11 protein-coding genes and 1 tRNA gene are annotated in these 12,648 nt (G+C 54.3%); 11 read left to right on the top strand and 1 reads right to left on the bottom strand.

Annotated elements, in window-relative coordinates; all coding sequences use genetic code 11:
* Nucleotides 1-349 precede the first annotated feature (349 nt).
* The 9 genes from LX66_RS26810 to argH are packed head-to-tail and all read left to right on the top strand — an operon-like array spanning nt 350 to nt 9,324.
* Nucleotides 350-1,144 (top strand): GNAT family N-acetyltransferase, encoded by a 795-nt coding sequence (locus LX66_RS26810; RefSeq protein WP_244620526.1) that lies wholly within the window; start codon nt 350-352, stop codon nt 1,142-1,144.
* Between the two features lie 24 nt (nt 1,145-1,168).
* A complete protein-coding gene (locus tag LX66_RS26805) occupies nt 1,169-2,365 on the top strand; it encodes an argininosuccinate synthase (RefSeq protein ID WP_145719263.1) in 1,197 nt (398 codons plus the stop codon).
* 29 nt (nt 2,366-2,394) lie between these two features.
* Nucleotides 2,395-3,381: an N-acetyl-gamma-glutamyl-phosphate reductase gene (gene argC, locus LX66_RS26800; protein ID WP_145719261.1), complete on the top strand. Its 987-nt coding sequence runs from the start codon at nt 2,395-2,397 to the stop codon at nt 3,379-3,381.
* A gap of 49 nt (nt 3,382-3,430) precedes the next feature.
* Entirely contained in the window at nt 3,431-4,558 is a 1,128-nt protein-coding gene (locus tag LX66_RS26795) for an aspartate aminotransferase family protein (RefSeq protein WP_145719259.1), read from the top strand.
* A 31-nt stretch (nt 4,559-4,589) separates the two neighbouring features.
* The gene (locus tag LX66_RS26790; protein ID WP_145719257.1) at nt 4,590-5,543 is read left to right on the top strand and encodes a Rossmann-fold NAD(P)-binding domain-containing protein; all 954 of its coding nucleotides are present in this window, start codon (nt 4,590-4,592) and stop codon (nt 5,541-5,543) included.
* A 3-nt stretch (nt 5,544-5,546) separates the two neighbouring features.
* Entirely contained in the window at nt 5,547-6,332 is a 786-nt protein-coding gene (gene argB / locus LX66_RS26785) for an acetylglutamate kinase (protein ID WP_145719255.1), read from the top strand.
* Nucleotides 6,333-6,334: 2 nt separating this feature from the next.
* On the top strand, nt 6,335-7,399 hold the full coding sequence (locus tag LX66_RS26780; protein ID WP_145719254.1) for a M20 family metallo-hydrolase: 1,065 nt from the start codon (nt 6,335-6,337) through the stop codon (nt 7,397-7,399).
* 1 nt (nt 7,400) lies between these two features.
* Entirely contained in the window at nt 7,401-7,982 is a 582-nt protein-coding gene (locus LX66_RS26775) for a GNAT family N-acetyltransferase (protein ID WP_158642776.1), read from the top strand.
* Nucleotides 7,983-7,992: 10 nt separating this feature from the next.
* Nucleotides 7,993-9,324, top strand: coding sequence for an argininosuccinate lyase (argH, locus tag LX66_RS26770; protein WP_145719251.1), 1,332 nt, complete (start codon nt 7,993-7,995; stop codon nt 9,322-9,324).
* Nucleotide 9,325: 1 nt separating this feature from the next.
* On the opposite strand, the gene LX66_RS26765 is transcribed toward argH, so the two are convergent.
* The gene (locus LX66_RS26765; RefSeq protein WP_145719249.1) at nt 9,326-11,704 is read right to left on the bottom strand and encodes a TonB-dependent receptor; all 2,379 of its coding nucleotides are present in this window, start codon (nt 11,702-11,704) and stop codon (nt 9,326-9,328) included.
* A gap of 315 nt (nt 11,705-12,019) precedes the next feature.
* On the opposite strand from LX66_RS26765, the gene LX66_RS26760 reads away from it, so the two are divergent.
* Together LX66_RS26760 and LX66_RS26755 are read left to right on the top strand one after the other, a co-directional pair.
* Nucleotides 12,020-12,421 (top strand): single-stranded DNA-binding protein, encoded by a 402-nt coding sequence (locus LX66_RS26760; protein ID WP_158642775.1) that lies wholly within the window; start codon nt 12,020-12,022, stop codon nt 12,419-12,421.
* Between the two features lie 146 nt (nt 12,422-12,567).
* Nucleotides 12,568-12,639: transfer RNA gene (locus LX66_RS26755), tRNA-Met, on the top strand.
* Nucleotides 12,640-12,648 lie beyond the last annotated feature (9 nt).

Genomic DNA, 12,648 nt, shown 5'->3' with positions numbered 1-12,648 from the left:
TTTGTGTTAAAATATTTTCCCGGAGAAAAATTTTGAAGAATTATAATGAATAAGTTATAATTTTGCGCTGAATTCAATAAAGACAGTTTTTTAACAATTTAACGCTGAACTGAAGTTGGAAAACGTTACAACCCATACCAACATCTCTGCATATCATCCTTCTCTGAGGGAAGGCATGTATTCTATTGGGTTTAATGTCTTTAGATATCTTTCCCGACGACCTCGCATTTGATAGCGTTCGTCTTACATCCGGCACGCTATCGCACAATGATTCCCCGTCATTGCTGACCCTTTTCCCATAGAGGAAGCTCATTTAATATTATTGGTTCACTTTTTTCAATTTCCGAAGTTGGAAAATCAACATATCATCGTTAGGGTGGCCACCCCTGACGATAAGCATTATGCAAAGATCATCACAGATGAAATGGAATCCTCCGCCAAGGCGCGCGGAACCGGCATTGCCAAGCGCACGCCGGAATACGTGGAGATGAAGATGGAGGAAGGCAAGGCCGTGATCGCCGTTACCGACCAGGGCGAGTGGGTAGGCTTTTGCTACATTGAGGCCTGGGGGCATGAAAAATTCGTGGCCAATTCCGGCCTGATCGTGAACCCCGCTTTCCGGGGGCATGGCGTGGCCAAATCCATCAAGCAGCGCATATTTGAACTGTCCCGGAAAAAGTACCCGGACGCCAAGATATTTGGTCTCACCACCGGCCTGGCCGTGATGAAGATCAACTCCGAGCTGGGCTATGAACCCGTGACCTATTCCGAGCTGACCGACGACGAGGAATTCTGGAAAGGATGCCGGAGCTGTGTGAACTTTGACATACTCACCACCAAGCAGCGTACCAACTGCCTCTGCACCGCCATGCTGTACGACCCGGAACAGAAGCGGAAGGAAGCCGAGGAAAAAGCGGCCCGGGAAAAGGCCGCTACGGAGAACGTACCTACCATGCAGCCCCAGATGATGGTGGCCGCCAACGGCACGGTACGGCAGCAGAAAAGGCAGCGGCTGTTCAAGGAGAACTTCCGCCTGTTTGAGCGCTGGCTGCGGTATAAAAGATACGTGCTGCTCAAAACCCGGAAAGACGGCGGGGCTGCCAGCAGCATGAAGAAGAAATTCTTTTTATTTAACCTGTTCTGATAGAACATTCCAAAAAACGTCCTGATGAGTAAAAAAGTAGTACTGGGATTTAGCGGAGGGCTCGATACTTCCTACTGCGTAAAGTATCTTTCCGAAGAGAAAGGATATGAAGTGCATTCTGTGATCGTGAATACCGGCGGTTTTACTGCCGAAGAGTTGCAGGAAATAGAAAAGCGCGCCTATAGCCTGGGAGTAAAAAGCCATAAAGCGGTAAATGCCGTACGCTCTTATTACGACAAGGTGATCAGGTACCTGGTGTTCGGGAACGTGCTGAAGAACAATACCTACCCCCTGAGCGTATCCGCCGAGCGGATGAGCCAGGCCCTGGCCATCGCGGAATATGTAAAGGAGACCGGGGCCACCGCCGTAGCGCACGGCAGCACCGGCGCCGGCAACGACCAGGTGCGGTTTGACATGATCTTTCATATTATGATCCCCGGCGTGGAGATCATTACTCCCATCCGCGACCTGAAGCTGAGCCGGGAGGAGGAAATAGACTACCTGCGCTCCAAGGGCGTGCAGATGAATTTTGAAAAGGCCCTGTACTCCATCAATAAAGGCATCTGGGGCACTTCCGTAGGTGGTAAGGAAACGCTTTCCTCCAACGGCATGCTGCCGGAATCCGCTTTTCCTACCCAGCTCACCAAACAGGAGCCGGAACAGGTGACCCTTACTTTTGAAAAAGGAGAGCTGAAAGGCGTGAATGACAAAACCTTTGACCATCCTGCCGAAGCCATACAATATTTACAATCCATCGCAGGGCCCTTTGCCATTGGCCGCGATATCCATGTAGGCGATACCATTATCGGTATCAAGGGCCGCGTGGGCTTTGAGGCTGCTGCGCCCATGGTGATCATCAAGGCGCACCATGCGCTGGAAAAGCACGTGCTCACCAAGTGGCAGTTGAGCTGGAAAGACCAGTTGGCCCAGTTCTATGGCAACTGGCTGCATGAAGGGCAGATACTGGACCCCGTGATGCGCGACATAGAAGCCTACCTGGAAAGCTCCCAGCAGCAGGTAAGCGGCCAGGTGTTTGTAACGCTCATGCCTTACCGCTTCCAGGTAACCGGCATCGAATCCCCCTATGATCTTATGAGCAGCAAATTTGGCAAATATGGTGAAATGAACACCGGCTGGAGCGGGGAAGACGTGCGGGGCTTCAGTAAAATATTCGGTAACCAGACCATGATCTGGCATCAGGTAAATGAGTCTGCAGGCTAAGGCCGGCGGCAAAAAAAGCGAAAGTACAAATGGCGAATACCATCACAAAAATCAGGACAGGCATTATTGGCGGGGCCGGTTATACCGGCGGGGAAATGATCAGGATACTGCTGAACCACCCGCATGTGGAAATAGCGTTTGTACATAGCCGTAGCAATGCCGGGAATCCCCTGCATAGCGTGCATACCGACCTGCTGGGCGAAACGGACCTGGCCTTTACGGCGGATATCAGCAGCGATATTGATGTACTGTTCCTTTGCCTGGGGCATGGGGAAGCCAGGAAGTTCCTGGAAGCCAGCACCATTGCCCCGGCGGTGAAGATCATTGACCTGAGCCAGGATTTCCGCCTGGGCGAAAGCTTGCCGGGCCGGGAGTTCGTATATGGCCTTCCCGAGCTGCAGCGGGATAAGGTAGCGGCGGCGCAGAACATTGCCAATCCCGGCTGCTTTGCCACTGCCATACAACTGGGACTGCTGCCCCTGGCACAGGCGGGCCTGCTGCAGGAGGTGCATACCACCGGCATTACCGGCAGCACCGGCGCCGGGCAAAGCCTGCAGGCCACCACCCACTTTACCTGGCGGGCCAATAATGTTTCCACCTACAAAGTGCTGACCCACCAGCACCTGAAAGAGATACGACGAAGCCTGCAGTTGTTGCAGCCTTCCTTTACCGGCAATGTGAACTTTGTGCCGGTGCGGGGCGATTACCCCAGGGGCATCTGGATCACTTCCTACCTGGAAAGCGATCTCTCCCTGGAACAGGCGCTACAACTGTATCAAACCTATTATGCACCGCACCCGTTTACGCACGTAAGCGAAAAGCAGATCCACCTGAAACAGGTGGTGAACACCAATAAATGCCTGGTCCAGTTGGAAAAGACCGGCAGCAAGCTGGTGATCCATTCCATCGAGGACAACCTGCTGAAAGGCGCTTCCGGGCAGGCGGTGCAGAACATGAACATCATGTGCGGACTGGATGAGACCGCGGGACTGAAACTGAAGTCCATCGTGTTTTAGCGCATGACATTTTCAAACAATAGTTGCTTAAACCATCTCTTTCAGCATCATGAAATTATTCGACGTATATCCCATCAACGATATCACTATAGCCAAAGCGGCCGGCGCCCAGGTATGGGACGATAAAGGCACGCAATACCTGGACCTGTACGGCGGCCATGCCGTGATCTCCATCGGCCACACGCATCCGCATTATGTACAGCGCCTGTCTGAACAGCTTAGCAAAGTAGGCTTCTATTCCAATTCCATCCGCATACCGTTGCAGCAGGAGCTGGCGGAAAAGCTGGGCCAGGTGTCCGGCCGGGAAGACTACCAGCTTTTTCTCTGTAATTCCGGCGCAGAAGCCAATGAAAATGCGCTGAAGCTGGCCTCCTTCCACAATGGCAAAAAGAAGATCATCGCTTTCCGGAAAGCCTTTCACGGGCGTACATCCCTGGCCGTGGCGGCTACGGACAACCCGAAGATAGTAGCCCCGGTAAATGAAACAGATAACGTGGTATTCCTGCCCTGGGAAGATGAAACTGCGCTGGAAGCGGCCTTTCAGCAGCATGCCGTGTCTTCCGTGATCATAGAAGGCATCCAGGGCGTGGGCGGCATTAATGTAGCCAGCCCGGCCTTCCTGCAAAAGATCAGGCGCCTGTGCGATGCGCACAATGCCGTATTCATTGCGGACGCCGTGCAGTGCGGCTATGGGCGCAGCGGGAAATTTTTCTCCCACGACCATGCCGGCGTAAGCGCCGACATCTATACCATGGCCAAAGGCATGGGCAATGGCTTCCCGGTGGGCGGCATCATCATTGCACCGCACATACAGCCCTCTTACGGCCTGCTGGGCACTACCTTTGGCGGCAACCACCTGGCCTGCGCGGCTGCACTGGCCGTGCTGGAAGTGATAGCACAGGAGCAGCTCATTCAGAACGCCGCTACACTTGGACAGTATCTCATGGACCAACTGCGCACCCTGCCAAATATCAAAGAGGTAAGGGGCCGGGGTCTGATGATAGGCATTGAGCTGCCGGAGGAACTGAACCAGGTCAGAAAGGAATTGTTATTCAGGCATAAGATATTCACCGGGGAAGCCAGGCCGAACGTGATACGGCTGCTGCCTTCGCTGGCGCTTACAAAGGCACAGGCAGACCAGTTCCTGGTGGCCTTCAAAACTGAATTAACGAAATAGTGAACACAGGGGAAAAGATAAAAAATAACAGATGAAGCAATTTATTTCCGTAGCTGATGTGCCCGGCGTGCCGGGTATGATCAACACAGCACTGGGCTACAAAAAAGAGCCGTTCAAAGATAAAACGCTGGGAGCCGGCAAAACGCTGGGCATGTTATTCCTGAATCCCAGCCTGCGAACAAGGCTTAGCACACAGGTAGCTGCCAGGAACCTGGGCATGGAAGTGATCGTGTTCAATATTGACAAAGAAGGCTGGCAACTGGAAATGAATGACGGCGTGGTAATGAGCGGCAGCACTACGGAGCATGTGAAAGAAGCCGCCGCCGTGATGGGACAGTACTTTGACATCCTGTCCATCCGCACCTTTCCCGGCCTCCAAAATAAAGAGGAAGACTATACGGAAAAATATATCAGCCAGTTCATTAAATACGCTGGCATACCCGTGGTAAGCCTGGAAAGCGCTACCTTACACCCCCTGCAAAGCCTCACGGATGTAGTGACCATCCACGAGCATTGGCAGCAGCCGCGCAAACCGAAGGTGGTAATGACCTGGGCGCCGCATGTTAAGGCCCTGCCGCAGGCCGTGCCCAACTCCTTTGCGCAGTGGATGAACGCCTGGGGGGAAGCGGATTTTGTGATCACACACCCGGAAGGGTATGAGCTGGACCCTAAATTCAGCGGTAACGCCCGGGTAGAGCACGACCAGGATAAAGCCCTGCAGGATGCGGATTTTGTGTATGTAAAAAACTGGTCTTCGTATAAGGATTACGGTAAGATCACCAGTACGGACAATAGCTGGATGATCACCAACCGCAAGCTGGAGCAGACCGCCGGCGCAAAGGTAATGCACTGCCTGCCGGTAAGAAGGAACGTGGTGATAGCAGACGAGGTGCTGGACGGGCCGCAGTCCATCGTGATCCGGCAGGCCGGCAACCGCGTGTGGGCAGCCCAGGCCGTACTGAGCGAAATCTTAAAAAATAGCTGATCCATGCAATTATTTGTTATCAAAGTAGGTGGTAATGTCATTGATAACCCGGCCCTGCTGCAGTCTTTCCTGCAGGACCTGGCGGCGGTGCAAGGCCCGAAGGTGTTGATTCACGGCGGCGGGAAGATCGCTACCCGCATCGGCGAGCGGCTGGGCATCGAATCAAAGTACGTGGACGGGCGCCGGATCACGGATGCCGCTACCATCGACCTGGTAACCATGGTATACGGCGGGCTGGTGAACAAGCAGGTGGTGGCGCACCTACAGGCCCTGCACTGTAACGCGATCGGCCTTACCGGCGCGGATGCCAACATCATCCCGGCGGTGAAACGCCCCGTAAAGGAAATAGATTACGGGTTTGTGGGAGACATCACCAGCGCAGCGCTGAACATTGCGCCGCTGAAGGCCCTGCTGGACGTAGGACTTACGCCGGTATTTGCGCCGCTCACCCACGACGGGCAGGGACAGATGCTGAACACCAATGCGGATACCATTGCTTCCTCGCTGGCTACCGGCCTGTCCGCCTACTACGATGTACGCCTCATTTACTGCTTTGAAAAGAAAGGGGTGCTGCAGAACGCAGAAGACGACGACTCCGTGATACATCTTATCAACCGTGAAATATATGCCCGCCTGCTGGAGCAAAAGGTGCTGTCAGACGGGATACTGCCCAAGCTGGAGAATGCTTTTGCCGCTATTGAAAGCGGGGTGAAGGAAGTGCTGATCGGGCATGCTGCCGATGTGCGGAGCAATACGTCCGGTACGGTAGCGGGTACCTTAATATGCTGACTATGTGGAACCAACAGTTATATGAAGATGCTGTAAAACTGCTGCAGCAACTGATCGCCACGCCCTCCATCAGCCGCGAGGAGCAGGGCACAGCGCAGTTGATCGGCAGCATGCTGGCGGAAAAGGGCGTGTCTTTCCGGCAGCACCTCAACAATATCTGGGCGCAGAACAAATATTTTGATCCCGCAAAGCCCGTGATCCTGCTTAATTCCCATCACGATACTGTAAAACCGAACCCGCAATATACCCGCGATCCTTTCAGCCCGGACATTGTAGACAATAAGCTGTATGGCCTGGGCAGCAACGATGCCGGCGGCTGCCTGGTGAGCCTGATCGCCGTTTTCCTGCATTTTTACGGGCGGGAGGACCTGCGTTACAACCTGGTGCTGGCTGCTACCGCGGAAGAAGAGATCAGCGGTACCAACGGCATAGAAAGCATATTGCTGCAGTTGCCGCCTATTGAGCTGGCCATTGTAGGCGAGCCTACACAAACGCAACTGGCCATTGCGGAGAAAGGGCTGATGGTGCTGGACTGCGTGAGCCGGGGCAAAGCCGGGCATGCGGCCCGCAACGAAGGCGAGAACGCTATTTACAAGGCGCTGGCGGACATCAACTGGTTTCAGCAATACCAGTTTCCCGAAGTGTCGGAAACGCTGGGTCCCGTTAAAATGACCGTCACCGTGATCAACACCTCCAACAAGGCGCACAATGTGGTGCCGGCCGACTGCTCCTTCGTGGCAGACGTGCGGGTAACGGAGAAGTATACACTGGAAGAAGTGCTGGACACCATCCGGCAGCACGTAAGCTGCGAGGTAACGCCGCGCTCCATGCGCATGCGCCCCTCCGGCATACCGCTGGATCACCCGGTGGTGCAGGCCGGGCTGCAACTGGGCAAAAGCTGGTACGGATCGCCTACCACCTCGGACCAGGCGCTGATACCCGCCACTTCCATAAAAATAGGCCCGGGCGATTCCGCCCGTTCCCATACGGCGGATGAGTACATTGGCCTGGACGAGATCAGGGAGGGTATTGATACTTATATTAAATTGCTGGAACAAATTGTATAAGATGGACTTTTATCCTGTGCTGGAAAACAAACGCGTGCTCCTGCGCCCGCTGCAGGCAGCGGATATAGAGGGCCTGCTGCCGGTGGCTTTGCAGCCGGTATTGTGGAAGGTGTCCACCATTAAGGTGCAGGAAAAAGCCGACCTGGAAAAATATGTGCAAACGGCGCTGGCAGACCGGGAGCGGGGAGAGGCCATTCCCTTTGTGATCATTGACAGGCGGGAGAACCGGGTGGCCGGCAGTACCCGCTTTGCCGCTATCTCCCAGTCGCACAGGCGCGCGGAGATCGGCTACACCTGGATAGACCCGCCCCTGCAGGGCTCCGGCCTGAATAAAGCCATGAAATTCGCCATGCTGCAGCACGCCTTTGAGGTGATGGGACTGAACCGCGTGGAGCTGAAAACGAATGAGCTGAACACCCGGTCCCGCAACGCCATCCTGAGCATCGGCGCGCAGCAGGAAGGCATCCTGCGCCATCATATGGTGGGCTCCGACGGCAGCCTGCGTAACACGGTATACTTCAGCATACTGAAAGCCGAATGGCCGGAGATAAAGGAAAGGATATTTGCGAAATACGGTTTTTAAACATGAACACATGAAACTTTGGCAAAAAGATAAATCCGCCCTGGCTGCCGTAGAGCAGTTTACCATAGGCAGGGACCGGGAAATGGACGCTTACCTGGCCCCTTTTGATGTGCTGGGCTCCCTGGCGCATATCGCGATGCTGGAAAAGATCGGGCTGCTGACGGCGGAGGAGCTGGCAGTACTGCAGCAGGAGCTGAAAAACATCTATACAGAGATCGGGGACGGGCATTTTGTGCTGGAGGAAGGGGTGGAGGATATTCACTCCCAGGTGGAGCTGCTGCTCACACGCCGGCTGGGAGAAGTAGGCAAGAAGATACACAGCGGCCGTTCCCGTAATGACCAGGTGCTGGTGGACCTGAAGCTGTTCCTGCGGAGCGAGCTGCAAACGCTGACCGGGGAGGTGAAGCAACTCTTTGACCTGCTGCAGCAGAAAAGCGAGCTGTATAAAGATGTGCTGCTGCCTGGCTATACGCACCTGCAGGTAGCCATGCCATCCTCTTTCGGGCTGTGGCTGGGCGCTTACGCGGAAAGCCTGGTAGACGACCTGACCCTGCTGCAGGGCGCTTACAAGGTGGTGAACAAAAACCCGCTGGGCTCCGCCGCCGGCTACGGTTCTTCGTTCCCCCTGGACCGTGAGTTGACCACCCATCTCTTAGGATTTGACACGCTCAATTATAATGTTGTATATGCCCAGATGGGGCGCGGTAAAACGGAAAAGACCGTAGCCTTTGCCCTGGCGGGCCTGGGCGCTACCCTGGCCAGGCTGGCCATGGATGCCTGCCTGTTCATGAACCAGAACTTCGGCTTTATCAGCTTCCCGGATGAGCTGACCACCGGCTCCAGCATCATGCCGCATAAAAAGAACCCGGATGTTTGGGAGCTGATCCGCTCTTATGGCAACAAATTACAGGCGCTGCCCAACGAGATCGCCATGATGACCACCAACCTGCCCTCCGGCTACCACCGCGATCTGCAGTTGCTCAAGGAGAACCTGTTCCCTGCTTTCCAGGTGCTGCGCAACTGCCTGCAGATGGCCGGCCTCATGCTAGGGCATATGCAGGTAAAGGAGAACATCCTGGAAGATGAAAAGTACCGCTACCTCTTCAGCGTGGAGGTGGTAAACAAACTGGTGCTGGAAGGCGTTCCCTTCCGGGAGGCGTACCGCCAGGTGGGCATGGATATTGAAAAAGGCACTTTCGTACCGCAGAAGGAAGTACACCATACCCATGCCGGCAGCATTGGCAATCTTTGTACTGAACAGGTAAAGGAGCTGATGGAAACTGTGATAAAAGGCTTCCCCTTTGAAAAAGTAGAGGCGGCCATCAGCCGCCTCCTGCAATAGGTCAGAATCCTACCGTTAACCCCACCAGGTAATTGGTGCCGGCCATCGGGTAGTAGTAATTATCGGATACTACCTGCCCGTCTGCTATCCACGTATAGGTGGCGCCGTTAGGCTCATACTTTTTGTTGAATACATTGTTCACCATCACCTGCAGGCTCAGCTCCCTGAACAGGCGCTGGGGTATGGTATACAGGGCGCGTACATCGTTCACGTAGTAAGCGTCCAGGCTGCGGGCTTTGCTGCCCGTATTGTCCAGGTACTGCCGGCCGGTGTACTTGCCCAGTACATCCAGGCGCAGGTTTTTTACCGGCGTTACGGTAAGGGTATAGCCCGCTACCACGTTAGGGGAGAAGGCGATATCCTGGTCGCCGTAGGAGATAGTGTCCTGTTTCCCCGCATCGTAGTTGTCGATATATGCCGTGTAATCCTGCACTTTATTCCGGCTGAAGGCCGCATTTACCGCCAGGGAGAACACGCTGTTCAGGCGAACGCTGCCCTGCAGCTCTATACCGACGCGGTAGCTTTTGGGAATATTGGTACGGGTATAGGCGCCTACATCATTCAGCTTGCCCGTTTGCACCAGTTGGTTTTTGTAGTTCATGTAATAGGCATTGGCCTGCAGGTTAAGGCGGTTGCTGCGCAGCACATATCCCGCTTCCACGTTCCGCAGGGTTTCGTGTTGAGGCGTTTGCTCCAGTCCTGCTTCAAAATCATCGCGGTTGGGCTCCTTATTGCCGATGGCAAAAGAGGCATATACCCGGCTGCGGTCGTCCAGGTAATAATACAGTCCCGCTTTGGGATTGAAAAAGTGATAGGTATTGTGCTGGATCAGTGAAGGGTTGTTCCGGAAACCGTCTATGTTGTAGCGCACCGTGCGGTATTGCAGGTCTGCAAACAGGTGCAGGGCGTCCGTAATGCTGGCCTCGCCTTTCCAGTAAATGTTCAGGTCCGTTTTAAACGCGTCCAGGTCGTAGTATTTGTGGTCCTTGTCAATATCGTACTGCGCCCAGATGATCTTGCCATAGTGCTCGCCGTCATACCGGTTCCAGCCGCCGCCCAGGCTCCAGTTCAGCCGGTGGCCGGTGCTGTTCACGGAAAAGACGGTGCCATAGAAATAATTATCCAGCCAGAGTTGCCGCACCAGGTCGGTGGTGTCTACCGGCTGACCGTTAATGACGGGCGGCGTGAGCCCGTAACCGGTGAACAGCTCCTGCGCTTTGTACTGCTCATAATAGCCCCTGCCGCGCGTATAGTGCAGCGCTACGTTGAAGTTAAGATGCGCATTGATCTCCTGGTTCAGGAACAGTTGGTAGTGATCCTGCTGGTAATTGTCCGTTTCATTATCATAGGGCTCGCCGGGCTTTTCGGTACCGGCGGAGTTGTAGGTCCGGTCTGTTTTCAGCAGCGCTTCGGGCACGCCATTCCAGGCCTGGTAGGTCTTTTCCTTGCCGGAGAACACGTTCAGTCGGATGGCGGTCTTTTTGGAGATGTAGGCGGCGGAGGTATAGAAAGAGCGCAGGTCGGAGCTGGCCCGGTCTATGTACCCGTCGGAGCTGATCTTTGAAAGCCGCGCATCCACGGTAAAGTGGTCGTTGATCAGGCCGGAGCCGGCCTTTATCGTATGTTTCCAGCTATTGAAGGAGCCGTAGCTGTTGCTGGTCTCCCCGTAAGCTTTGTCCCGGAACTCGTTGGTGCTGAGGTTCAGCGTGGCCCCGAATGCGCCGGCGCCGTTGGTGGAGGTGCCTACGCCGCGCTGCAGTTGTATGCTGCTGACAGAGGAAGCGAAGTCGGGCATATTTACAAAAAAGGTGCCCTGCGATTCCGCATCGTTGATCGGGATGCCGTTTACGGTCACATTGATACGGGTAATGTCTGACCCGCGCACCCGCATACCCGTATAGCCGATACCGTTACCAGCATCGGAGCTGGTCACCACGCCGGGCAGTTGGTTCAGTAAAACGGGCAGGTCCTGTCCCAGGTTCTGTTGTTTGATGTCCGCTGCGTCCAGCGTGGAGCGGGTAAAAGGTGCATGTTTGCCGCCGCGCAGGCTGCTGATCTCTACCGGCTCTACGAACAGGCCGGTTTCTTCCAGCGCAATGTTGAGCTGGCCGGGCGCCTGTCCGGCCTGCAGCGTGGTAGTGTAGGTGCGGTAACCCAGGTAGCTGGCCTGCAGGCGGTACGCGCCTTTGCCGGGAGCCGTCAGTTGGTAGCGGCCGCTGGCATTGGTATGCACCCCGCTGGCGGTGTTGCCGTCAATGATCATGGAAACGCCCTCCAAAGGCTGGCCGGTGGTCTTATCGGTAACGGTACCGGTAATGGTTTGCTGGGCGTACAGCGCAGCGCTGCTGCAAAGCAGCATTAAAAGCATTAAATGTTTCATCCGTTGTATTAGATTTTTTACTGGCCGGATGGAACCTCGCATTAATATGCCCTTATATGGGAAAAGTAATCTTGCTCGGTTTCATCAGTAGTCCTTTTTTCCTAACCAGCATTACCTGGTCCAAGGTTCAATGGGTGTGATCTCAGCCTGACAGTAAGGCACCCCAAATGAAAAGTGATACTGCAAAGGTAGGTGTGCTATGGTTAAAAAAATAAAATATTTTTCAGGTTAATGATTTTATGCTACCTTCCAACTGCACTTCTCTCTGATTTTTCAAAACCTTTTTCGTTAAACCAACCAATTAAATCTAATCTGATGATCAAACTTCAGCTCATCGGCTATTTGGGAAAAGATGCCGTTCAAAGAGAAGCTAATGGCAAATCCGTATTAAGTTTCCGCGTGGCGCATACAGAGCGCTTTAAAAACCAGCAGGGCGTGCAGCAGGAGCGCACCACCTGGGTAGACTGTGCATTATGGGAAAAGGATACGCTGGCGCCCTACCTTACGCAGGGCACGCAGGTGTATGTGGAAGGATTTCCCAGTGTGGATGCATATAACAACAGTGCTGGTGAAATGGTGGGGCAATTGCGCCTGCGCGTCATGAACCTGCAGTTGCTGGGCGGAGGCCGGCGCGAGGAGGACCGCCAGCGGCAAACTGCCGGCGCCATGCAGGACGATGCTGCCATGGAGCAGCCTGCAGATGATCTGCCGTTCTGATGTAAAGAAAGCATGAAACGGGTGGGCCAGCCGCAGGCTGGCCTGCTTCGTTGGACCAAATGAAGGATAGAAAGAATAAATTGAAAAACAATTTCTTTGAAAAATATTTGGTATTAAAAAATCATCCCCTTACCTTTGCACCTCATTGCGAGGTAGAGCAGAGGTAGCTCGTCGGGCTCATAACCCGAAGGTCAGAGGTTCGAATCCTCTCCTCGCTACTAAAACAA

The sequence above is a fragment of the Chitinophaga japonensis genome, assembly GCF_007830125.1.
GTDB lineage: Bacteria > Bacteroidota > Bacteroidia > Chitinophagales > Chitinophagaceae > Chitinophaga > Chitinophaga japonensis.
This window is presented reverse-complemented; position numbering and strand designations above follow the sequence as displayed.

Excerpts from the sequence above, each read along its gene's own strand:
- LX66_RS26805 (WP_145719263.1), top strand. The coding sequence starts at position 1,169 with ATGAGTAAAAAAGTAGTACTGGGATTTAGCGGAGGGCTCGATACTTCC.
- argC (WP_145719261.1), top strand. The coding sequence starts at position 2,395 with ATGGCGAATACCATCACAAAAATCAGGACAGGCATTATTGGCGGGGCC.
- LX66_RS26795 (WP_145719259.1), top strand. The coding sequence starts at position 3,431 with ATGAAATTATTCGACGTATATCCCATCAACGATATCACTATAGCCAAA.
- LX66_RS26790 (WP_145719257.1), top strand. The coding sequence starts at position 4,590 with ATGAAGCAATTTATTTCCGTAGCTGATGTGCCCGGCGTGCCGGGTATG.
- argB (WP_145719255.1), top strand. The coding sequence starts at position 5,547 with ATGCAATTATTTGTTATCAAAGTAGGTGGTAATGTCATTGATAACCCG.
- LX66_RS26780 (WP_145719254.1), top strand. The coding sequence starts at position 6,335 with ATGTGGAACCAACAGTTATATGAAGATGCTGTAAAACTGCTGCAGCAA.
- LX66_RS26775 (WP_158642776.1), top strand. The coding sequence starts at position 7,401 with ATGGACTTTTATCCTGTGCTGGAAAACAAACGCGTGCTCCTGCGCCCG.
- argH (WP_145719251.1), top strand. The coding sequence starts at position 7,993 with ATGAAACTTTGGCAAAAAGATAAATCCGCCCTGGCTGCCGTAGAGCAG.
- LX66_RS26765 (WP_145719249.1), bottom strand. The coding sequence starts at position 11,704 with ATGAAACATTTAATGCTTTTAATGCTGCTTTGCAGCAGCGCTGCGCTG.
- LX66_RS26760 (WP_158642775.1), top strand. The coding sequence starts at position 12,020 with ATGATCAAACTTCAGCTCATCGGCTATTTGGGAAAAGATGCCGTTCAA.